The organism is Phytoamicus setariae, assembly GCF_016722925.1.
Taxonomy (GTDB): Bacteria; Pseudomonadota; Alphaproteobacteria; order Rhizobiales; family Rhizobiaceae; genus Rhizobium_E; species Rhizobium_E setariae.
In genome coordinates, this window is record NZ_JAEQNC010000013.1 from 33157 (window position 1) to 55128 (window position 21972).

A 21972-nucleotide genomic window follows, 5' to 3' on the forward strand; every position below is an offset into this window, starting at 1 on the left:
CGCGATAGCAAGTTTTCAGGCATAAAAAAAGGCCCCCGGAGGAGCCTCGATTTGCGCATGGGTGGCTTTCGCCGGATGGTTACACCATCCTGCCCATACGCCTACCCACCACAAGAATGTTTGCGATCGTGTTCATGGCGCTTTGCATAACGGGATTTTTTTTCATCGTCAATGGCCGCGAGCCGGTAAAATTGCCCGAGAAATGCCGGGAAGCCGTCATTTGCGGCGTGTCATTTCGGGACAGGCGTCCCGAAACAGGATTTTAACCCGCAAGCGCTAATATGCATTTCCTAACATAAGTGGAGCCAGCAATTGTACAGCAAGGATCTGCAGAATTCTCCCAGTGCTGGCATTCAGGAAAGGCGCGCTTGGGATCAACCTGAAGACCGCTCGTTAGGCCACATCGTTGCCTGCGACGGCGGCAAGGCTACGATTTCCGCCAAGGTCGACGCCGGCGAAAGCGATGATCTCGCCGGCTGGGCGGTCGGTCGCCTTGTAACGATCGCAGTCGGTGCCAACCGCGTGGTGGCGCTCACCCGCTCGATGCACACCACCAGTGCCCTTTGGATAGAAGAAGCGCCGAACGCTTTCCATGTCGAACTGGAACTGATGGGCGAAGTCCGGCGGCAGCCCGATGGCAGCGAGCGCTTTTCGACCGGCATCAGCACCTATCCTTATCTCGGCGCGCATGCACATCATATTCGCTCATCCGATCTCGTCCGCATTTATGACCACGGCAAATCCGACGTCTCCATCATCGGCCATCTGAGCCAGGACGAAAATGCCGACGCGGCAGTCCACATGTCCTCGATGCTGTCGAAACATTTCGCTATCGTCGGCAGTACCGGTTCGGGTAAATCGACGGCGGTGACGTTGTTGCTGCGCGAGGCGATTGCCTCCGATCCAAAATTGCGTGTGCTGATCCTCGACCCGCATAACGAATTCGCCGCTGCATTCCCTGAAAGCGCTGTCGTTATCGACACCCACAATCTCGATTTGCCGTTCTGGTTGTTCAGACTGGAGGAATTCACCGAAGTGCTGTTCCGGGGTCGTCCTGCGGTACCGGACGAACTCGATGCGCTACGCGACCTCATCCCCGAAGCCAAGAAAGCCTTTCGCGGCGAACAGGCGGGAAGCCGACGACACGGCGAGCGCAACGGGCTGACTGCCGATACGCCGGTCCCCTATCGCATCGCCGACCTGATCGCATTGATCGACGAACGCATCGGCAAGCTCGATGGCCGCAACGAGAAGCCGTATCTGCGCGCGCTGAAGCTCCGGCTGATGGCAGCGCTCAATGATCCACGCTACCGCTTCATGTTCTCTTCGAACACGATCAGCGACACGATCAACGAGACCATCGCGTTCATATTCCGCATCCCCGGCGGAGGCCGCCCCATCAGCACATTCCAGCTCGCGGGCATTCCCTCCGAGGTGGTCAACTCGGTTGCCTCGGTCCTCTGCCGGATGGCATTCGAAATCGCCTTGTGGAGCAAGGGAGCGGTTCGCATCCTCGTCGTATGCGAAGAGGCACATCGTTATGTGCCGTCAGATCCTTCTCTCGGCTTTGTTCCGACTCGCCAGGCAATCGCCCGGATCGCCAAGGAAGGCCGCAAATACGGCGCCTCACTGGGGATTATCACCCAGCGCCCCGGCGAACTCGACCAGACCATATTGTCGCAATGTTCAACGATTTTTGCCTTGCGCCTGTCCAACGATCGCGACCAGGAAATCATTGCCAAGGCCCTGCCGAGTTCGTCCACATCGGCGCTGACCTTCATTTCATCGCTGGCAAATGGCGAGGCGATTGCATTCGGTGAAGCCGTGCCGGTTCCGATGCGGCTAAAATTCAACCGGGTTCAGCAGAAATTCCTGCCGACCGCCAACGGTACAGAGGTGGCCGAGAGCACCGACGACCCCAACACCATCAGCCTGACGACGATTGTCGATCGGATGCGGACCAGCGGCGGCCCCGATATTTCGGACTTCCAGTCTCGCGTTTCCGCTTCGGAAGCTTCGGTGTTCGATGCGGTCGCCGTAACGCGCCCGGAGACCACTACCGAGAGTTTCGAGCCTCCCCGGCGCAGCATGCCTGAGGCTGCAGACACAAATCTGGAGCCGTATAACCCCAACATGCTGCCGGGATCCATGCGTGTTGCTGACCCATCGGCGTCTCGGCCGGATTCACGCATTGATCGCTACGATTCGCTGCTTCGAGGCGATGAACGGCAAGGCGCCTGCGGATCGAGCGGTTTGCGCAATACGCTGCTGAAACGTCCCCACGATAGTTTTTTCAAGAAGTGATGGCGCCGGCCAGTGCCGGGGAAATCTCTGCCAGGCCTATTGTCGGCGCGTCCAGCTGTCGTCCATCTGGTTGCGAAACCAGGTCATCTGCCGCTTGGCGTATTGCCGGGTGGCGGCGGATGCCCTTTCGATCACCTCTGCCCGAGACATCGTCCCCGCGAGCAGCGCGGCGATCTGTGGCACGCCAATCGCCTTCATCACAGGCATGGCGGGATCGAGCGCGAGTGCTAGAAGCGCCTCAACCTCCTCGATGGCCCCGTTGTCCAGCATGCTGGCAAAGCGTCTGTTGATCCGGTCATGCAATACGGCGCGTTCCGGTTCGACGATCAGCTTCAGCGCCCCCTCGGGATCGATGACCGCCCTGCCCGCCTCCGCCTGAAAATCCGCGATCGACTTGCCGCTCACCTCAAAGACCTCCAGCGCCCGGACGATCCGCTGGCCGTCCGAGACGCTGAGCATGCCGGCCGCCTTCGGGTCCAGCGCCAGCAATCGCCTGTGCAGGGCTGCTGGCCCCTCCTCCACGAGAAGCCCCCGCCACTTATCACGAACAGCCGGGGAAATCTCCGGCATGTCAGACAGGCCGCCCGTCAGAGCCTTGAAATAGAGGCCCGTCCCGCCAACGAAGACGGGAATCCGCCCTCTTGCCCGGATATCGCCAGCCACGCCTTCGGCCGAGCGCAGCCACTCTCCTGACGAATATTTGGCCGACGCGGGAACCGTGCCATAGAGATGATGTGGGATCCCTGCCATCTCCGAGACGCGCGGTCGCGCGGTCAACACGTCCAGCGTGTCGTAAATCTGCATGCTGTCGGCGTTCACAACTTCGCCGCCATGCAGTTTGGCCAGTTCCACCGCCAGAGCGGACTTGCCGCTGGCCGTCGGCCCGGTTATCAGGATCGCATCCATTCCATTACCTGAGGAAGTCTTCATGGCCCTCGTTGCCACGCTTATAGCCAATCCGTCAAATCCCATCCTCACTTCGGAGCTTGCAGAGCGAGCGGAAGCCGCCGCCAATGCATCCGGCCTTTACTGGCTGGCGGACAACATCGCCTGCGACATCGCGCTTCGGGACGGGACCAATGCAACAGCGGCCGAAGCCACGCTGAGGAATGCCATCGGCGACCTGGCCATCGATGTGGTCGTGCAGGAAGCCGAGCTCCGTCGCAAGAAGCTGCTGATCGCCGACATGGATTCGACCATGATCGGGCAGGAGTGCATCGACGAACTGGCTGCGGAAGTCGGCCTGAAGGAAAAGGTCTCGGACATCACCGCGCGCGCTATGAACGGCGAAATCGCATTCGAACCCGCGCTTCGCGAACGCGTGGCTTTGCTCAAGGGCCTGTCGCTTTCCGTCGTGGATGAAGTGATCGCCAAGCGCATTACGCTAACTCCGGGAGGGATCGAACTCGTCCGAACCATGAAGGCCAGGGGCTACTTCACCGCACTGGTATCGGGTGGTTTCACCGTCTTCACCGGTCCGATCGCAGCAACGATCGGCTTCGACGTCAACCGCGCCAATGTCCTGCTCGAAGAAGGCGGCAAGCTGACCGGCAAAGTCGCCGAACCCATCCTCGGCAAACAGGCAAAGGTCGATTCGCTCGTCGCATTCTCGGAAATGCTCGAGATCACGCCGGCTGATGCGATCGCGGTGGGCGACGGCGCCAACGACCTCGGTATGCTGCAGCTCGCTGGATCCGGAGTGGCGCTGCATGCAAAGCCCGCGGTAGCGGCCGCGTCGCGCATGCGTATCGACCACGGCGACCTGACCGCCCTGCTCTACATACAGGGATACCGCAAGTCGGATTTCGTCACGGGATAACCGGCGAAAACAATTCTGGGTGGATGGCGCGCCCTGTCGTTCGACGTCACCATGGAACAACGAACAGGCGAGTCGGTGAAAATCGGCCGCCAAAACGTTATTCCACGAAGAATGAAGTTCGAACGATTTGCCCATGATAAGCCTATTTCACATCGCCGCGCTCGCGGTCGGCCTCGGCACGGGCACTGTTAGTGATGTTGCCGTTGCCGAGAGCCAGCCAAGCGATGTGGCGACGCGTTGCGACGTTCTCGCCGCCGATCCCGCAGATACGACACGCCCCGAGCACGTTGCCGGGGTCGATATCCATTTGATCAACAGCGGCGAAGCTATCGCTGCGTGCGAAGCTGCCGTTGCGGTAAGCCCCGGCGACGCCAGGCTGCAGTTCCAGCTCGGTCGGGCATTTGAAAGTGCCGGGCAATATGCGCGCGCGCTGACCTGGTACCTGAAGGCGGCGGACGAAAGCCAGGCGCGAGCGATTTCAAGCGTCGGCACATTTTACGAAGACGGAAATGCCGTTCCGCAGGACCTCGACGCAGCGGCGCATTGGTATGAACGTGCCGCATCGCTCGGAGACCGCACGGCAATGTACAATCGCGGTCTTCTCTATGACGAAGGCGACGGCCACTCGATCGATTATGCAAAGGCAATGGAGTGGTATCGCAAGGCCGCCGCGCTCGGAGATCCCGACGCGATGAACAATATCGGCATACTCTATGAAAACGGTCAGGGCGTGAATGCCGACATCGTTGAAGCTTTCCGCTGGTACTCGAAAGGCGCCAGTGCTGGCAGTCCGGTGGCAATCAACAATGTCGCCATCATGTACGACGATGGAACCGGCGGCGTTCAGGCGGATCCGGAAAAAGCGTTCGAACTGCATTTGAATGCCGCCGAACTCGGCAACTCCGACGGCATGTACGACACAGGCGTCATGTATGAAAACGGCAAGGGCGTTCCGCGCAACTATGCCGAAGCCGTTCGCTGGTATCAGGCTGCTGCGGAGCAGGATCACGCGGAAGCCACCAACAGCCTCGGCCTCATGTACCAGCGTGGCTTGGGCGTCGAGAAGAACTATCGGAAAGCACTGGAACTCTTCCGCCGCGCCGACGAATTAGGGGCTCCGGATGCCGCCTTCAATCTGGGCACCATGTATCAGCTGGGGTATGGCGTAAAGCAGGACTATGCGCAGGCGATGAACCTGTTTCGCCTTTCCGCCAGCGAAAATCTGCCGGCTGCGATGAACAGCCTTGGCAATCTCTATCAGCATGGCCTGGGCACGCCGCCGGATATACAGCAGGCCATAGACTGGTATCGAAAGGCTGCAGACGGTGACAACGCAGAGGCTGCGCTGAACCTAGGCGCCATCTATCGGCAGGGACTGGGCGTCATGAAGGACGAGCGCGCCGCGTTTGACTGGTACGCCAAGGCGTCGGACCTGGGAAACCCGGCCGGCGATGTCGGTATGGCCGAGCTCTATGACCATGGCCAGACAATTCAGCGCGACACCGGCGAAGCCGTGGACCGGATGCTGAAGGCGTTGGCAACGGGTGAACCCGCAGCCTTGGACGCACTCTTCAACCGTTGGGCCAGTTGGTCGGAGGATTTCCGATCCCGGCTCCAGGACCGGTTGAAGGCGAAAGGCCTGCTCAAGGGCGACAAGTCCGACGCCATGACGCCCGCATTGGAGAGCGTGCTCAAGTCGCTGCTGGACCAGAATACACCCTAGGCCTATGCGGCAGGCGGACTTGGAGGTGCATGTGCGGCGATCACAGCCAGAGCTGCATCGTTACGCCCGCACGCTCGCCACCATGATCCCGGCCAGGGGTTGCAGCGCAAGGCTTCAATCCCGATCCGGCGCTCCCAGAGGGAAGTTCGGCCGGAACCACCGCGCCTCGTCCACCGCCCGGGCGAAGGACGGGCGGGCAAGCAACCGCGCACGGTAGGCGCGCAACGCGGGAAACGCCTCCGAAATCTGGTGCGTCCAATCGGCGTAGAATAGTGAGGGCGCGGCCGCGCAGTCCGCCAGCGTGAAGCCCACACCTGCAGCCCAGGTCCTGCCGGCAAGATGTCCTTCAAGCCAAGCATAGGCGCGTTCCAGCAATTCCTTGGAAAGCGCAAGTCCCTCTTGGCGCTTTACCGGGTCACCGGTCAACGCTCCGCCTACTGCGTGCTGTACCACGTTCATGACGTGTAGATCGAAAAAGCGGTCGAGAAAACGCACGTCCAATGCCACCGTCGGGTCCGTTGGGAGGAGACGCACGGGCCCTGGATGTACGAGATGCAGGTACTCGATGATGATGCTGGACTCGGCGACGTCGCGCTCGCCATCCGACAGCAGCGGAAATTTACGCAGCGGCCAATGCCGCAGCCACTCGGCCGAGTGCTCAGGCGTGTCCGGGCCGATGCAGCGAAATTCAAAGGGCGTGTCGTTCTCATAAAGCGCTATCAACACTTTCTGCGTGTACGACGAGAAGGGATGACCGTAAAGCGCAAGTGACATCGTGGAGCCTCCCGAGAAAACCGATTGCATTTCGCAAGTGGATTGCTCGTATCTCAACCAGTTGCATGCTGCAAGCAGTAATTCGCGCCGAGCTTCTGGAAATTGGCAATAACTTCAGGCCGCCTGCGAGACGGCACTAGGCTGACCGGTCATGAAATCAGCCCCACCGCAATCATTTGCGTTTCCAGATCAGCGCCGAACTGACGGCGTAATTGAACACCGCACCGATGATCGCGCCGGCAAGGCCGGCGACCCAGGCAGTCGCATGGTAGGAGTAGATCCAGCTCGCCACGCCGACATTGCCGATGGAACCGATCGAGCAGGCAAGATAGAACATCATGAGCCCGCCGACGAACCGCCAACCCGACAGGCGGGCGTCGCGATAGGTCAGCTGATTGTTGAGGATAAAGTTCCAGGTCATGGCGGCAATCACGGCGGTCAGTTGCGACCATTCGAAACTGAGGCGAAGGGTCGAGAGCGCATAGCCTAGCACCAGCAGATGCACGCCGACGCCTGAAAGGCCCACCGCGCCGAACATGAGGAAGCGGACGGGCAACACACCGCCAAGCAATTTCGAGAACAGCAGCCCCAGATAGTCGATGGTCACACGCGCATCGAGCTTGCTCTCGCCACTGCGTCTTTCGCGAAAGCGGTAGGCAAGCTCCATGATCTTGAGCGATTTTCCCGTAGTCCAGAGAATATCCAGAAGCAATTTGTAGCCTTCCTTGGCCAGCGCCTCTGCATGTTCCTCGATTGCTTCGCGGCGGATCATGAAGAAGCCGGACATGGGATCCGACACCTGCGTACCCGTCAAAATCCGAGCCATGCCCGTCGCCAGTCCACTGCCCCACCGGCGCAAGCCGGAAAAACCCTGTTCGGCAGACCCGCCGGCGACGTAGCGGCTCGCGACGACCAGATCCGCGCCCCCGTGGATTGCCTGTAGCATCTGCGGCAACAGCGTTTCGTCATGCTGGAGATCGGCGTCCATAACGGCGACGACGGGGGCGGATGAAGACAGGATACCTTCGATGCAGGCACCGGACAGACCCCGCCGCCCCACCCGGCGGATACACCGGATATGAGGATCGGTCGACGCAATCGATTTTGCCAGCGCCGAAGTTCCGTCCGGACTGTCGTCGTCGACAAAGACAACCTCCCAATCAATGCCGGCGAGGATCGAGGTAAGCCGCCTGACCAGTTCAGCGATGTTGTCTCGCTCGGCGTAGGTGGGAACGACGACCGTTAACTCCGCGACAGGTCCGTGAATGGACGGTGGCCATGAAACTGCTCGTGCAGCTTGCACACCGGAAGCCGTTTTATCCGGCGCGGAGGTACTGCGACTGCCCGATATCCTGCTTCGACTGCCGATCTGCACCATGGTTTGCTGACCGCCATCCCATAAAAGCGATTGGCTCACTCGAAGAGATCGACCCTTGCGAGCGAGTTTCCATAATACCGCACGAATGTCCTGGCTGCTGCGATTCTCGACCTTACAATGCTCTTCGGGTCATAAAGTTGCACCGAAACCTGGACCAGCCAAACGCGCCCATGTGTGCTGAGCGCGCGGTCCACGATCTCGCCATCAGCCTCGATCAGTTTCGGAGCGCCAAAATTACTGCCATAGACTCTGGGCAGGTTGCGTTGGGGATAGCAGCCGGGAACGCAAACCACAGGTGGGAAATGCGCCTGACGCGCTGCATAGTAACCGACGGCAATACTGCCCTCCGCTGGTACAGCGATAACGACATCGCCCGGCCGGGCGTTGCGCGCGATCTCTGCCACAATCGCTTTCCAGTCATCAATCGGCCTGTCGATATCCACGACGGACCTGGCAGCCGAAATCAAGACGACGAGAAGCATGAGCACAAGCCTGAGCCACTGCCGGTTTGTCGCCGTCAGGATGCCAAGCGCGATGACCAGAGACGCAAGCGGCACCATCCACGCAAACAGGCGTTGGATGTAGATCGGTTTTACCGCAAAGCTCAGCATCAATACGCTGTAAAGCGGCACCAGCAGAATTGCCCCGGCAAGCAGCGCGAATACCGGCCCGCAGCGAGCAAGGCGGAAAATGCCAAACCCTAAAAGCACAAGGCTTAGGGAAAACGCCGGCCAGCTTTCCCCCAGAAGCAACATCCATGCACTGTAGAGATCCCGCGTCTTCGGCTCGAGCCAGAAGGCCAGGCCAGAAAAGGCGTGGGACTGCTCGATGAACAGCGGCGCATAGGGCGCCCAGATGACGAGCGCCAGGATACCCGCAGCGCAGAAGATGGCAAAATTCCGAAGCCGCTGTCCTGCCGGCGTGACAATCAGCGACAGACCCAAACCGCACCAGATTCCCAGGGCAATGAATAGGCTAGTATTGTGGATCCATAGCGCGCAGCCGGTGGACAGGCCAAGGACCAGCCCAGCGGTCCGCCAACCATCCGCCAGCCGTCCCTCGGAATGCTCGTTGGCAATTGCGGACTGGTTGAGACGCGCAACGAGCGAGAACGCTGCGAGGATAGCGACTGTGATGATGAAGGTCTGCAGCGCATAGGGACGGGCATTCTGGGCATCACGGATGTTGGCATAATTCACGGCCAGAAAGGTCGCTGCGAGGAGGCCAACGCCCTCAGCCCGCAAGCCGGCCTTCAGGAACCGGCCGGAAACGGCAACGGCAAGGATCGTTGCCATGCTCGCCACCAGTGACAGGCTTCGGAGGCCTAGCTCGGAATCGCCGAAGACAAGCGTCCATAGCTTGAGCAACGTATAATAGGACGGCGGATGCGTTTCGTAGGATGGTACATCTCGCCACAGCTCAGCAAACGACCTCGACGAGAACCATTGGCTATAGAGTTCGTCGATCCAGAGCGACCGGCTGCTGAGGCCTGGCAGTCGGAAAATCAGCCCGATCGCGAGGATCAGAGCGACGAGCGCCCAGAAGAATCGCGCGACAAGGCCGGCGGCTCCGTCCTGCGTCTTGCCCGGTATGATATCCAGACTCTGATACATGAGCGAAGTACCAAGGAGTAATCCAGGAATACGCTATACGTTAAACATCCTTCAAAGTCTCGCAGCCGCGGCGCAACGGACGCGCCTCAATCCAGCGGTACGGCCACCAGCCGCAGTTCACCCTTGTTGTTGGCGATCATCAGATAGGCGTTGCGGCGATCGTTCTGCTTGAGTTCGCCAACCTTGGAGGTCACGGCGTCCGGCGTATCGACGAATTCCTGCGCAATCTCGACAATGACATCGCCCTTGCGGATCCCCTTCTCGTAGGCTGCGCTGGTTTGCGGAACGTCGGTGATCAGCACGCCCTCCACGCTATCGGGAATATTGAACTGCTTGCGGGTTTCCGCATTCAGCACCGAAAGGCTGAGTTGCAGCGTATCGACAGACGGCTCGGGAACCGTGGTATCGGGGTCCGTGGGCATGCTTTCGTCAGGTTCGACCTCTTCCTCGGTGCTTTCCTGCACGGGCTTTGCATCCGCCGGTTTGGCAGCCTCGTCCGTCTGGCGGCCGAGTGTAACCATCACTTTGATTTCCTTGCCGTCGCGCAGGATTACGGCCTCGAGCGGCTTTCCGATCGGGCTCTCGGCGACGATGCGCGTCAGGTCACGCATCTCCACGACGTCGTTTCCATCAAGCTTCAAGATGATGTCGCCGGTTTTGACGGTGCCATTGTCCACCGGGCCACCCTTGACGATGCCAGACACCAGTGCACCGCGCGGCGCATCCATTTTAAGGTCGGCAATCATCTCGTCAGTCACAGGCTGGATGCGCACACCCAGCCAACCGCGCCGTGCTTCGCCGAACTCCTTGAGTTGATTGATGACATTGGCGGCAATTTCGGTAGGCACCGCAAAGCCGATGCCGATGGAACCGCCGCTGGGAGAAATGATGGCTGTGTTGATGCCGATCACATCGCCATACATGTTGAACAACGGTCCGCCCGAATTGCCGCGATTGATCGCCGCATCGGTCTGGATGAAATTGTCGTAAGGGCCGGCATTGATATTGCGGTTGCGCGCCGAGACGATGCCCACGGAAACCGAGCCGCCGAGCCCGAATGGGTTACCGATCGCCATCACCCAGTCGCCGATCCTCATCTTGCGGGAATCGCCCAGCTTGACGAAAGTCAGCGGCTTCTTCGGCTCTACCTTGAGAACGGCGATATCGGTCTTGGTGTCTGTTCCGACCAGTTTCGCTTTCAGCTTGGTGCCGTTGGCAAAATTGGCCTCGATTTCGGTCGCGCCTTCGATAACGTGATTGTTGGTGACGATATAGCCGCTCGGGTCGATGACGAAGCCCGAGCCAAGCGAACTGACCTTGCGCGCAGTCTTGGCGCCGTCCTTGTCCTTACCCTTGAAGTAGTCGTTGAACAGATCCTCGAACGGGCCGCCTTCGGGCAGGTTCGGCGAGGGAAAACCCTCGTCGCCTTCCGGCTTCACACTTTGAGTAATGGCAATATTGACCACAGCACCCGTCAGACTTTCGGCAAGGTCGGCTACTGATTCAGGGCCGTGCTGGGTGCGCTGCGAACCTGTCGTTTCCTGCGCCGCGAGCGGCTGAAGGGCTGTGCCGGCAAGCAGCGCCGAGATGACCGTCAAGGAAAGTCCGGCCTTGAGAACCCGGGATTTACGCGCCTGCATTGCTGCCATTCCTGCCTCCGCTGCCCGTCAACTGCGGGCCAGTGCATTTTTCAGGCGCCGCGTATGAGCCAGATTCCAGCCACGCCAAGCGCCATCGCTATCAATCCCGTCGTTCTCAGTTGCCGTTCGGGAATCATTGGCAACACTGTAGCCAACTTCTTGACGAAAGAAGGGGCTGCCGCATAGAGCAACCCCTCGATCACAAGAAAGAATGCCAGTCCGGTCAGGACGTCGTTCATTCAGCGGCAGCCGGAGCGTCGGCTTTCTTCGGAACTTCACTGTTGAAATACTGGAAGAATTCCGAATTGGGCGAAAGAACCATCGTCGCGTCCCCACCGCCGAGCGCCTGCGAATAAGCAGCCATCGAACGGTAGAAGGCATAGAATTCCGGATCCATCGTGAAAGCTTCACCGAAGACACGGTTGCGCTCGGCTTCGCCCTGACCACGCAGGATCTGTGCGTCCTTGGTCGCCGCAGCGATGATTTCAGCCTTGCCACGATCGGCCACGGCCTGCCGGCGCTGTGCGCCTTCATTACCGCGGGCGCGAATGGCTTCGGCTTCGGCCAGGCGTTCTGCCTTCATGCGGTCGAAGGTCTGCTGCGAGACTTCCTTCGTCAGGTCCGTACGGCGGATCCGGACATCGGTAATCGTCAGGCCGAGGGATTCCGCATCCTTGGTGATGTCGTTGCGGACTTCCTTCATCATCGATGCGCGCTCATTGGACAGTGCGGCTTCGAAGCCGCGCAGACCGTAGACGCGGCGAAGCGCCGAATCGAGACGGGTGCGCAGGCGGGATTCTGCCTGGGCGACGTCACCCGAAGCAACCTGGCGGAACAGCCGCGGGTTGGAGATGCGGTAGACCACGAAAGCGTCGACTTCATAGAACTTGCCGCCGGAAACCTGGACGCGCATGTTATCGAGGTCCATGCGCATTTCCTGGTTGGAAACGTACTGCACCCGATCAGCGTCGAGGAAGGCGAAGGGCAGCTTGAAATACACGCCGGGCTCGGTCTTTACATCGGTGATCTGACCGAAGCGGATCACGATTGCCTGTTGGCGAGCGTTGACAACGTAGAACGAGGAAAAAGCAAGCAACAGGAGAACGAAGGCTATTGCTGCAGAAATGGTGATCCGGTTGCTCATTTCGTGGCTCCCTTGTCAGTTGGTTTGGCAAGGTCGTTGAGCGGCAGGATCGGCAACACGCCATTGTTGGCCGCAGTGCTGTCCGTGATCACTTTCTTCGAATTCTGCAGAACTTTTTCCATTGTTTCTAGATAGATGCGCTTGCGGGTAATCTCGGGCGCCTTCTTGTATTGTTCATAGACGGCCAGGAACCGCTGGGCTTCACCTTCGGCTTCCTTGACGACCTGGTTCTTGTAGGCGGCCGCCTTTTCGCGAATCTGGGCCGCTTCACCGTTGGCTTCACCGCGAACCTTGTTGGCGTACTGGTTGGCCTGTTCGATCATCTTGTCCTCGTCCTGTTCGGCACGCTGGACTTCATCGAAGGCGCTGGAAACTTCGCGCGGCGGCGACACGTCTTCGATCGAGACGGTGTTGACCGCAATACCGGCATGGTAGTTGTCGATCGTCAGCTGGATATGATCCTTGACTTCCTGGGCGATCGCCTGACGGTTGTCACGGAAAATGTCCTGTGCCGGACGGCGGCCGACCACTTCGCGCATCACGCTATCCGCCACCTGGGCGAGCGTCTTGCCGGGTTCGGCGACGTTATAAAGATAGGCGCGCGGGTCGGTGACGGAAAACAGCAACGAGAACTGGACATTGACGACGTTCTGATCGCCGGTCAGCATCAAGCCTTCGCCCTGCTGGCCCGTTCCGGAAGCCCCGATTTTCTGCTGTTGTTCGGTCACGTTGACAAGTTCGACCGTTTCAACTGGCCAGAACATGAAATGCAGGCCAGGCTCCGCAACGGAATCCTTGGGCTTGCCGAACACGGATTCAACGCCGCGCTCATCAGGCTGCACGGTATAGACCGCCTGTGTCAGCCAGAAGCCGACCGCAAGCACGGCAATCAGCAGCGCAACGCCGCTGTTGAAGCCGCCCGGCAATACATTCTTGAGCCGATCCTGGCCGCGGCGGATGATCTCGTCGAGATCGGGTGGCGTGTTGCCGCCCCCGCGTGGCCGGTTCGGCCCTTGTCCCCAAGGGCCCTGGTTCTTGCCGCCGCCCCAAGGGCCGCCGCCATTCTGATTGCTCCAGGGCATTCATACCTCGCTACTAAATAAACATCAGACCGCCCGCTTTCCGAGCGACCGCCTTCCCGAAACCCGTTATAGGTATCCCCGGGGTTCGTTTCAACGCATGCTGCCAGAGAACAGCCATTTTTGATGAAAATATGTTTGCGGTCGAACGGTGGAAATTGCCGAGGTCAGCGCATCTTCTGGTATGTGACGAAGCGCGTCGGATATTCATCGCGCTCGCCTGCCGGCTGCTCCTCGGAATGAACAGCATTCCACGTGCTGGAATCGATATCTGGGAAGAAAGTGTCGCCGTCGATTTCCGCCAGGACGTGCGTAACATGCAGCAGGTCGGCACTCGCCATCGCCTGTCGATAAATCTCGCCGCCGCCGATAACGCAGATTTCCTCCCCGCCCAAGGCTTTCGCCTCTGCTGCCGCGAGCGCCAGCCCCTCTTCCAGCGAATGCGCCGTCAGGATACCATCCGCCTTAAAGTCGGGACTGCGGGTAATAGCGATATTTGGCCTGCCCGGAAGCGGCCGACCGATGGAATCGTAGCATTTGCGACCCATCACGACCGGCTTGCCTACCGTCATCGCCTTGAAGCGCTTGAGGTCCGAGGAAAGCCGCCACGGCAGGCCGTTGTCCCGACCGATCACACCATTGTTGGCCATAGCAACGACGAGAGAAACGATCATACTGCCACCGGTGCCTTGATGTGGGCATCGGCCTCATAGCCGATGAGCTCGAAATCCTCGAAGCGGAATTCAAAGAGATCCCGGACATCCGGATTGATCCGCATCTGCGGCAGCGCTTTCGGCGTACGGCTGAGCTGCAGCTTGGCTTGCTCGAAATGATTGGCATAGATATGCGCATCGCCGAGCGTAAGAATGAAGTCTCCCGGCTCCATCCCCGCGACCTGCGCCACCATCATGGTCAAAAGCGCGTAGGAGGCGATATTGAACGGCACACCGAGAAAAATGTCGCCCGAACGCTGGTAGAGCTGGCAGGAAAGCTTGCCATCGGCGACATAGAACTGGAACAGCGCGTGACAGGGTGGCAGCGCCATCTCGTCGACCAGCGCCGGATTCCACGCCGAAACGATGTGGCGGCGCGAATAGGGATTGGTCTTGAGGCCTTCGATCAGATTGGCAATCTGGTCGATATGGCGACCATCCGGTGCCGGCCATGAGCGCCATTGATAACCATAGACCGGTCCAAGCTCGCCCTTCTCGTCGGCCCACTCGTCCCAGATGGAAACGCCGTTCTGCTTGAGGTAGGCGATATTGGTGTCGCCACGCAGGAACCAGAGCAATTCATGAATGATGGACTTGAGGTGCAGCTTCTTGGTCGTCGTGACCGGAAAGCCCTGGGAAAGATCAAAGCGCATCTGGTGGCCGAACACCGAGCGCGTGCCCGTTCCGGTGCGGTCGCCGCGGTCAGTGCCGTTTTCGAGCACGTGGGAGAGCAGTTCGAGATATTGCTTCATGGTGGCCGCCTGACGATTCCGTTAGCCTCAATATAGGCCCGTCGCCGCCAGGCTCCAACCCGCAGAGTTGCGTACTCCAGCGAAATTTCGTCTAGAGGGAGCCGAGTTTGCCGAGTTCCTTCGCAACGAGATAGTAGAAGGTCACGCGCGACTTGGAGCTGTCAGCCTTCATTGCCGTTGCGGCGGCAGCGACGGCAGCCTTCGCAGATGGGCCGGTCACGCCGAGCTTCTTGCCGCACCACTTTTCCTCTACCCTGTCGAGCTCGGTCTGGTCAGTGGCCGAGACCAGCGACGAGTCCCGATTGCGCAACGCGATGCCCAGATGCTTGACGATCTTGGCGACAACAGCTTCATCGGCCGAGGTATCGTATTTGCGTACGTCAGCAAGGTAGTCCGTCATGCTCTTCTCCCTTGGGGTTCAATGCACCGCGAGAGTGCTCCAAGGCATACAACCTGTCAAGGCTCGGCCATTTGTTCGATTTTTCCGGTTTGCGGCCATCTTGGACAAGATCGAAAAAGCGGCGTTATTCCCTTTTCAAACCGGAGCCGACGTCCTATATAGAGAGTGCCGGTTCGCCGGCTATGGCAATAAACGGGCGGTGAAATAAACCCATTGGACCCGGGGGCGGTACCCGGCGCCTCCACCAAAAACCGATCGGTCAGACCGGTTTTTGATGGGGGCGAAATAGGATCGACAAGGGCGTAAAGATCGACTTTTTGCTCGGCATTGTACCACCGTTATCGGGCTATATTGTAGTTGCAAACGACAACTATGCTGAAGTTCGTCTCGCTGCTTAATCGCAGTGCGACTCTTCAAATCAAGTCCTTGCGGGTAGCACCGTAAGGCGGGGTTCGAAGGCACCTGGCAACAGAAGCCTTCACTTCATCCCTTCTACCGACATCACGCAACAGTTCTGGGCCTTGTCAGTGCTTTTGCTGAAATATTGCACAGTTCACATGTGGTTCAGTGCCATAAAACCTTTGCCAAGCAACAGGAAAATGGCATAGTTGACGACAATTCAGAGACTGGAAGACAGGAATCAACATGGGGCAGGATCACATCCGCTACGATATTTTGGCACAGGATGCGCTTCGCGGCGTCATTCGCAAGGTGCTGTCCGAAGTGGCCGCCACCGGCAGCCTGCCCGCCGATCACCACTTCTTCATCACCTTCCTGACTCAGGCGCCGGGCGTTCGCATTTCCCAGCACCTGAAGGCCAAATATCCCGAGCAGATGACCATTGTCGTCCAGCACCAGTTCTGGGAACTCAAGGTTACCGAGACCTATTTCGAAATCGGACTCTCCTTCTCCGACAAGCCGGAGAAACTGACGGTGCCGTTTGCGGCCGTGCGCGGCTTCTATGACCCGTCCGTCAACTTCGAACTGGAATTCGACGTAGCCATGGGCGAGGCCGAGGAAGAGGAAAGCGCGGAGATCACCGCCTATCCGGTCAGCGAGGATGGCTCACCTGCCGCCGAAGCGCCCAAGGATGGCGAATCCAAGGCCGGCGGCTCGGTCGTATCGCTCGACGCATTCCGCAAGAAGAACTGATTTCCGGAGACGGATATGACAGGCGACATCGTCAACCTTCGCCAGTTCCGCAAGCAGAAAGCGCGTGTGGAAAAGGAAAAGGTTGCCGATGCCAATCGCCTGCAGTTTGGCCGCACCAAGGCCGAGAAGACCCTGACCCGTACCCTGAACGACAAGGCCGAAAGAGCGCTGGACCAGGGAAAGCTGGACGGACCAAAAGATTCCTGAAGACCGCATTCCCAGACCCTCTCACCGGAAGCTTTCGCCTGCCCGGCCAAAACAAGCCATCAGCGCCAAGAAAACCCAACCACGGGTTGATGCCGCGGATGTTTTAATCTAGTCATTATCAAAACCATTCATTGCATGAGCATTTAGTATGGGTTCCTTTCCCGGACGCCGCGGCAAGCATCACGATGTTGCTGAATTGAATTTATCTGAAACAACCCTGGAAATGTTTCCAGGCGCCGAAAAGCTAGGCGCCAAGGTCATCCTCGGCACGGGAGGCATCGACCAGATTGTCGGGACCATAACCGATGACATCATCAAGGGCCTGGTGGGCACCGACTTCCTCAACGGCTGGCGCGGTAACGACATCATCTACGGGGGCGCCGACAACGACAGTATCTCGGATACCTTCGGCGCAAACACACTCTACGGCGGAAGCGGCAACGACTACCTCTACATGGGCTCAAGCCCCAGCCAGGCTTTTGGCGGAACGGGCGATGACTATCTCAGGGGTGGAACGAGCCGCAGCGTGCTGAACGGTGGCAGTGGCAATGATTACTTCCTGCTCGGCACTGGTGGCACGGCGATCGGCGCAGCCGGCGATGACATATTTGAAGTCAACTACCGAAACAAAGTCATCGATGGCGGAACGGGCAAGGACACCGTTACATTCAATGTGAATTTCAAATACTTCGAGATTGTTTACAAAGAGAACGGAATTCTTCTCAGAGATGGAGACTATCACAGGATGTCGGGGATCGCCCCGAACCTGACGACCTTCGTCGACGACACGATCGAGAAGATTGTCTGGAAAAACTTCTCCATCGACCGGATGGATTTCGCAACGCCGACAATAACCTCCATTGGCGATACCCGTGAAGACAAGCCCCACGCCATTTACGAGGGGAGAAGCACCGTTTACGGACGCTCCGATCCTTTCGCAACGATTACCATCGTGTTCGGCGATACCGTCCTTGGTCAAACGATCGCCGACAGAAAAGGCAGTTGGTACTTTGCCGGCAATTTCAAGATTGAAAGCGGCGGTTCCTATGCGTTGACCGCAATTGCGGATTTCGGTCTCGAAAACTTCAGAAAGGCATCCGAAAGTTACCACGTGGAGTTCGTCAAGCCGTTGGTCGCCGAAAAACTGAGCACCACCGAGGGGGCAACGATCATCGGCGCCCCTGAGGATACGTTCGGTTCGAACGCTGTCGTGCTCGGAGACATCAATGGCGATGGACTTGACGACATCGCCATTTCTGCAGAACGAGGAAAGACCTTCGTTCTTTATGGCCGGTCTGATTGGGCTGGCCATATGCCCGACCTGAAGAGCCTGACCGCAAGCGATGGGTTTGTGCTGGACGGTTTCTCCACTGTGACAGGCCCGGCCGGCGATCTGAATGGCGATGGAATAGACGATTTCGCGATTGGGGCTTTCTCTAACGGCTTCTTTGGCTACGCGATCATCTACGGCGCCAAATCCGGCCCGACATTGGTCGATGTTGCGAACCGGCCGGTGATCACGTTCCAGGATCTCGACGAGTCTCTCGGGGTTGTTGTGCAGAGCACAAGTGTCTGGGGCCTTTCATTCGATGCACTGAATTCCATCGGCGACGTCAATGGCGATGGAGTGGATGACATTGTAATTGGCGCCAACTCGTCGTCGATGCCCAATGGCGGTGCTTACGTCCTCTACGGAGGAACAGAGCTTGCAAAATACATCTATCAAGGACGCGCCAATCTCGACATAGAAGATCTAAACCCGGATCAAGGCTTCCTCGTTCGCGGCGATCCGGCGACTGGCCGCGCCGGCCCGCACGTAAAATCCGCGGGCGACATCAATGGCGATGGGCTCGGTGACTTTATAGTGGGTGCAGAACGATCAGGCAGTCGAGGCTACATCGGCAGCGAATACGTGATCTTTGGCAAACAGGGTGGTCTGGGCGAGACGATCGGTGGCCAGTCCATCCTGGCTCTTCAGAACCTTCGACCGGAAGACGGCTTTGTCGTGGAGCATGAGACGATAGGTGGCCATTCCACCACCGGCATAGGTGACTTCAATGCCGATGGCTATGACGATCTCATTGTCAGTGTCCCTTGGGCAGACCGGCATCCTGCAGGAGTATTTCTGATCTTTGGCCATGCTGGCTCGTACATTTCGACCGTCGATCCTTACCAGTTGGAGCCGGATAGAGCCGTTTTGCTGACAGACACGATGTCGAACAGGCGTAGTTTGGGCGATGTTGCTACGACTGCCGGCGATTTCAATGGCGACGGCTACGGCGATTTTGTCGTGTCCGGCGGCGGCGATGTCAGGGTTATTTTCGGCACTGCGGACGAGTTCGGCGAGGTGGTCGATGGTGTGCGAACACTGGAAATCGACAGGTTGAAACACGAAAATGGCCTCCTGATCAGAGTGGATCTGGATAAATATGGTAGCGTCAGGGGCCCCCAAGTGAATATATCGTCTGCCGGAGACCTAAACGGCGACGGTTTCGACGACTTGGTGCTTGCCCTGGAGGCAGATTCCGGGTCGTCAAACAAGCGAGGCGTCGTTTACATCATTTACGGAAATGAAGGAGGTTCTGCCACGGGTTCGGTCGCGCAAACAGGAACTCCGGCTGCTGAAGTTCTGATTGGTGGCGCCAGCGACGACACACTTGACGGCAAAGGCGGTGAGGACATCTTCCGAGGCGGCGGTGGCAATGATGTCATCCGAATTGGTGACGCTAACTTCAGACAGATCCGGGCCGGCAGAGGCGGCCTGGACACGGTAGAATTCAATGGTTCCGGTGTTGTACTGGATGCACGTAACTTCAGCAATTCCCAGATGTGTGGCATCGAGCAGTTCAATCTCACCGGCACAGGAAGCAATGGCCTGCTGATTTCTGCAGCCGACATCTTCCATTTTTCCTCACGCGGCAATAGCGACTTCACCAGCGCTGAAAGCATCAACAATCTGGTCGTCAAAGGTAACTCAGACGACCTGCTGCAGTTGTTAGACTACGCTGCGAAGAATGCCGAATGGGAGCTCGATCATGAGAATGTCTATCTCAACGGCGTTGCGGGCGGCGATTTCGACACCTACAATCTTACAGATGGCAACCGGACATTCGCCAGCATCGCTGTTAGCGCGGACATGACGGTGCTTTGACGAAAACGCGATAGCGAAGCTCTTTCAGAGGCTTGGCTCTGGTTATTGACTCAGGATGAAGCTCTGGTTGAAAACGCTGCAGACCTTTGGGCACTCGCGCACTACCGCTTGATGCCAATCGTGCGGCCGAGATATTTCGGCCTAGGCAGCGACCGGTGGTAGAGCAGCATCGTCTGGATGTCGGCTTGGACCTGCTCGGGGAACGGCTTCACCTTCGGACCGGACAGATCGACATGCAGCATCATGTTCTCCGACGCCGCCGAGAGCCAGCCGTCGCTGTGGAAAAGTTCGTAGTAGATATGCATGCGCTTTTCATCGGCATCGATCAGGCGGAATGTACCGCGCACCTTCTCGCCCTTCTTGAGTTCCCTGATATAGGTGACATGCGCCTCCGCCGTCATGAGGGTGTGGTTGGTTGCCCGGCGATAGGCTTCACCGCAATTTAGGATATCGACAGCGAAGTCCCCGGTACGGTCGAACAGGACGTTGTAGTAGGCGAGATTGAGGTGGTCGTTATAGTCGATCCACTGCTCTTCTACCGTCATCTCGGGTCCGATGACGGGCGTGTCGAAATTGGCTGGATTGGTCGTCAACAATGATTTCACCGGCTAGACATTAAACAATGATTGGAACATTACTCATCCACCAAACAAACACAAGATATTGGAATACCTTCCAGTCTGCAGCTTCAGGACTTCACAATGGGAATTTCTGCTCTTCGACCCGGCACCCGCAACGACACTGGAATTCAGGCGATGTCGGAGGACCTGCGCACGCGGTTCGGAGAGCGTTTCCAAACCGGCGAGGCCATACGGGCGCAACATTGCCACACGACCACATGGGTGCCGTCGCAACTGCCTGATGGCGTAGTATTTGTCGAAACCGTCGAGGATGTGAAGTCCGTCGTCCGGCTCGCAGGCCAGCATGAGGTGCCGATCATTCCCTTCGGCGCCGGCTCTTCGCTGGAAGGCCAGACCAATGCGCCTTCGGGAGGCATTTCGCTCGACTTCACCCGCATGAACAAGGTGCTGTCGGTGAATGCCGAAGACCTGGACTGCACTGTGGAGGCCGGCATCACCCGCGAGGAACTCAACGAGTATCTGCGCGACACCGGCCTGTTTTTCCCTATCGATCCCGGCGCCAATGCCACGATCGGCGGCATGGCGTCGACCCGTGCCTCCGGCACCAATGCCGTGCGCTACGGCACGATGAAGGACAATGTCCTGGCAGTGACGGCAGTCATGGCCGACGGCGAGGAAATTCGCACCGCCCACCGTGCCCGCAAGTCGTCGGCCGGCTACGACCTGACGCGGCTTCTTGTGGGGGCGGAAGGCACATTGGGCATCCTGACATCGGTGACGCTCAGGCTGCAGGGCATCCCGGAAGAGATCGCCGGGGGGTACTGCAATTTCCCAACTCTGCAGCAGGCGTGCGAAGCCGTGATCATGACCATCCAGCTGGGCATCCCTGTCGCGCGCATCGAACTGATGAACCCGCCGCAGGTGCGCGCCTGCAATGCCTATTCGGGGCTGGCGTTGCCGGAACTGCCGTCGCTGTTTCTCGAGTTCCACGGCTCGCCAGCATCGGTGAAGCTGCAATCGGAAGCTTTTGGCGAGATCGCCCGTGACAACGGATCGAGCGAGTTCCAGTGGACCGCGAACCCCGAGGAACGTGCAAAGATCTGGAAGGCCCGCCACAACGTCTTCTGGTCGGCAAAGGGCTTGCGACAGGGCGGCACTGTCATCGCCACCGACGTCTGCGTGCCGATCTCGCGGCTTGCCGAGTGCATCACCCAGACCGAAGCCGATATCGAGGCGCACGGCCTGCTGGGCCCGATTGTCGGCCATGTCGGCGATGGCAATTTCCATGTTTCGCTGGTCATCGACGCCGACAATCCGGCGGAAATCGCAGCTGCGGAAGACTTCATTGCCCGTCTCAACTCCCGTGCGCTTGCCATGGACGGAACCTGCACCGGTGAGCACGGCATCGGTCAGGGCAAGCAGGAATTCCTGGTGGCAGAGCTGGGCGGCGCCGTCGACGTCATGCGCCAGATCAAGCGCTCGCTTGACCCGAAGAACATTCTCAATCCCGGCAAGATCTTCGCGCTGGATTAACCAACTTGC

Annotated in this window: 19 protein-coding genes and 1 other RNA gene; 8 read left to right on the forward strand and 12 right to left on the reverse strand. The window is 58.7% G+C overall.

All coding sequences use genetic code 11. The annotated features are described in order from the left end of the window. The first annotated feature begins 312 nt into the window (after window positions 1–312). Window positions 313–2304, forward strand: a complete 1992-nt coding sequence (locus tag JJB09_RS20525) for an ATP-binding protein (RefSeq protein ID WP_201662755.1) — start codon at window positions 313–315, stop codon at window positions 2302–2304. Between the two features lie 36 nt (window positions 2305–2340). Here JJB09_RS20525 and miaA read toward each other — a convergent pair whose 3' ends face one another. Continuing rightward, window positions 2341–3234, reverse strand: a complete 894-nt coding sequence (gene miaA / locus JJB09_RS20530) for a tRNA (adenosine(37)-N6)-dimethylallyltransferase MiaA (RefSeq protein ID WP_201662758.1) — start codon at window positions 3232–3234, stop codon at window positions 2341–2343. Here miaA and serB point away from each other — a divergent pair. After that, complete coding sequence (serB, locus tag JJB09_RS20535; RefSeq protein WP_201662761.1) at window positions 3233–4123, forward strand: phosphoserine phosphatase SerB; 891 nt, start codon at window positions 3233–3235, stop codon at window positions 4121–4123. The genes miaA and serB overlap by 2 nt on opposite strands. A gap of 133 nt (window positions 4124–4256) precedes the next feature. Beyond that, window positions 4257–5846, forward strand: coding sequence for a tetratricopeptide repeat protein (locus JJB09_RS20540; protein WP_201662764.1), 1590 nt, complete (start codon window positions 4257–4259; stop codon window positions 5844–5846). A 114-nt stretch (window positions 5847–5960) separates the two neighbouring features. On the opposite strand, the gene JJB09_RS20545 is transcribed toward JJB09_RS20540, so the two are convergent. The 10 genes from JJB09_RS20545 to JJB09_RS20590 form a co-directional block, all read right to left on the reverse strand. After that, window positions 5961–6620 carry a glutathione S-transferase family protein gene (locus JJB09_RS20545; protein ID WP_201662767.1) on the reverse strand — a complete coding sequence of 220 codons (660 nt, stop codon included), beginning with the start codon at window positions 6618–6620 and terminating at the stop codon, window positions 5961–5963. A 172-nt stretch (window positions 6621–6792) separates the two neighbouring features. Continuing rightward, the gene (locus tag JJB09_RS20550) at window positions 6793–7923 is read right to left on the reverse strand and encodes a glycosyltransferase (protein ID WP_343229064.1); all 1131 of its coding nucleotides are present in this window, start codon (window positions 7921–7923) and stop codon (window positions 6793–6795) included. A gap of 110 nt (window positions 7924–8033) precedes the next feature. Continuing rightward, window positions 8034–9611: a glycosyltransferase family 39 protein gene (locus tag JJB09_RS20555; RefSeq protein ID WP_201662770.1), complete on the reverse strand. Its 1578-nt coding sequence runs from the start codon at window positions 9609–9611 to the stop codon at window positions 8034–8036. Window positions 9612–9697: 86 nt separating this feature from the next. Continuing rightward, a complete protein-coding gene (locus tag JJB09_RS20560; protein WP_425523751.1) occupies window positions 9698–11251 on the reverse strand; it encodes a Do family serine endopeptidase in 1554 nt (517 codons plus the stop codon). 50 nt (window positions 11252–11301) lie between these two features. Further along, the gene (locus JJB09_RS20565; protein WP_201662776.1) at window positions 11302–11490 is read right to left on the reverse strand and encodes a DUF2065 domain-containing protein; all 189 of its coding nucleotides are present in this window, start codon (window positions 11488–11490) and stop codon (window positions 11302–11304) included. Beyond that, the gene (gene hflC / locus JJB09_RS20570) at window positions 11487–12395 is read right to left on the reverse strand and encodes a protease modulator HflC (protein WP_201662779.1); all 909 of its coding nucleotides are present in this window, start codon (window positions 12393–12395) and stop codon (window positions 11487–11489) included. The genes JJB09_RS20565 and hflC overlap by 4 nt, the downstream gene beginning before the upstream one ends. Further along, entirely contained in the window at window positions 12392–13477 is a 1086-nt protein-coding gene (gene hflK, locus JJB09_RS20575; RefSeq protein ID WP_201662782.1) for an FtsH protease activity modulator HflK, read from the reverse strand. The genes hflC and hflK overlap by 4 nt, the downstream gene beginning before the upstream one ends. Before the next feature lie 164 nt (window positions 13478–13641). Continuing rightward, window positions 13642–14148: a dihydrofolate reductase gene (locus tag JJB09_RS20580; RefSeq protein ID WP_201662785.1), complete on the reverse strand. Its 507-nt coding sequence runs from the start codon at window positions 14146–14148 to the stop codon at window positions 13642–13644. Beyond that, window positions 14145–14939: a thymidylate synthase gene (locus JJB09_RS20585; protein ID WP_201662788.1), complete on the reverse strand. Its 795-nt coding sequence runs from the start codon at window positions 14937–14939 to the stop codon at window positions 14145–14147. The genes JJB09_RS20580 and JJB09_RS20585 overlap by 4 nt, the downstream gene beginning before the upstream one ends. A 91-nt stretch (window positions 14940–15030) precedes the next feature. Continuing rightward, the gene (locus tag JJB09_RS20590; protein ID WP_201662791.1) at window positions 15031–15339 is read right to left on the reverse strand and encodes a DUF2853 family protein; all 309 of its coding nucleotides are present in this window, start codon (window positions 15337–15339) and stop codon (window positions 15031–15033) included. Between the two features lie 128 nt (window positions 15340–15467). Between JJB09_RS20590 and ssrA the strand changes: the two genes are divergently transcribed. The 4 genes from ssrA to JJB09_RS20610 all read left to right on the forward strand — a co-directional run bounded on the left by ssrA (window position 15468) and on the right by JJB09_RS20610 (window position 19849). Beyond that, window positions 15468–15822: a transfer-messenger RNA gene (ssrA, locus tag JJB09_RS20595) on the forward strand. Between the two features lie 162 nt (window positions 15823–15984). Then, window positions 15985–16491, forward strand: a complete 507-nt coding sequence (locus tag JJB09_RS20600) for an SspB family protein (protein ID WP_201662794.1) — start codon at window positions 15985–15987, stop codon at window positions 16489–16491. Window positions 16492–16506: 15 nt separating this feature from the next. Then, window positions 16507–16698, forward strand: coding sequence for a DUF4169 family protein (locus JJB09_RS20605; protein ID WP_201662797.1), 192 nt, complete (start codon window positions 16507–16509; stop codon window positions 16696–16698). 196 nt (window positions 16699–16894) lie between these two features. Continuing rightward, entirely contained in the window at window positions 16895–19849 is a 2955-nt protein-coding gene (locus JJB09_RS20610) for an FG-GAP repeat protein (RefSeq protein ID WP_201662800.1), read from the forward strand. A gap of 101 nt (window positions 19850–19950) precedes the next feature. Here the strand turns inward: JJB09_RS20610 and JJB09_RS20615 are convergent, their stop codons facing one another. Further along, window positions 19951–20442, reverse strand: coding sequence for a thioesterase family protein (locus JJB09_RS20615; protein WP_343229065.1), 492 nt, complete (start codon window positions 20440–20442; stop codon window positions 19951–19953). Between the two features lie 108 nt (window positions 20443–20550). On the opposite strand from JJB09_RS20615, the gene JJB09_RS20620 reads away from it, so the two are divergent. Continuing rightward, window positions 20551–21963, forward strand: a complete 1413-nt coding sequence (locus tag JJB09_RS20620; RefSeq protein ID WP_201662802.1) for an FAD-binding oxidoreductase — start codon at window positions 20551–20553, stop codon at window positions 21961–21963. Window positions 21964–21972: the final 9 nt, after the last annotated feature.

Excerpts from the sequence above, each read along its gene's own strand:
- JJB09_RS20600 (WP_201662794.1), top strand. The coding sequence starts at position 15,985 with ATGGGGCAGGATCACATCCGCTACGATATTTTGGCACAGGATGCGCTT.
- JJB09_RS20565 (WP_201662776.1), bottom strand. The coding sequence starts at position 11,490 with ATGAACGACGTCCTGACCGGACTGGCATTCTTTCTTGTGATCGAGGGG.
- JJB09_RS20590 (WP_201662791.1), bottom strand. The coding sequence starts at position 15,339 with ATGACGGACTACCTTGCTGACGTACGCAAATACGATACCTCGGCCGAT.
- hflC (WP_201662779.1), bottom strand. The coding sequence starts at position 12,395 with ATGAGCAACCGGATCACCATTTCTGCAGCAATAGCCTTCGTTCTCCTG.
- JJB09_RS20555 (WP_201662770.1), bottom strand. The coding sequence starts at position 9,611 with ATGTATCAGAGTCTGGATATCATACCGGGCAAGACGCAGGACGGAGCC.
- JJB09_RS20585 (WP_201662788.1), bottom strand. The coding sequence starts at position 14,939 with ATGAAGCAATATCTCGAACTGCTCTCCCACGTGCTCGAAAACGGCACT.
- JJB09_RS20620 (WP_201662802.1), top strand. The coding sequence starts at position 20,551 with ATGGGAATTTCTGCTCTTCGACCCGGCACCCGCAACGACACTGGAATT.
- JJB09_RS20545 (WP_201662767.1), bottom strand. The coding sequence starts at position 6,620 with ATGTCACTTGCGCTTTACGGTCATCCCTTCTCGTCGTACACGCAGAAA.
- JJB09_RS20560 (WP_425523751.1), bottom strand. The coding sequence starts at position 11,251 with ATGCAGGCGCGTAAATCCCGGGTTCTCAAGGCCGGACTTTCCTTGACG.
- JJB09_RS20605 (WP_201662797.1), top strand. The coding sequence starts at position 16,507 with ATGACAGGCGACATCGTCAACCTTCGCCAGTTCCGCAAGCAGAAAGCG.
- hflK (WP_201662782.1), bottom strand. The coding sequence starts at position 13,477 with ATGCCCTGGAGCAATCAGAATGGCGGCGGCCCTTGGGGCGGCGGCAAG.
- serB (WP_201662761.1), top strand. The coding sequence starts at position 3,233 with ATGGCCCTCGTTGCCACGCTTATAGCCAATCCGTCAAATCCCATCCTC.
- JJB09_RS20540 (WP_201662764.1), top strand. The coding sequence starts at position 4,257 with ATGATAAGCCTATTTCACATCGCCGCGCTCGCGGTCGGCCTCGGCACG.
- JJB09_RS20580 (WP_201662785.1), bottom strand. The coding sequence starts at position 14,148 with ATGATCGTTTCTCTCGTCGTTGCTATGGCCAACAATGGTGTGATCGGT.
- miaA (WP_201662758.1), bottom strand. The coding sequence starts at position 3,234 with ATGAAGACTTCCTCAGGTAATGGAATGGATGCGATCCTGATAACCGGG.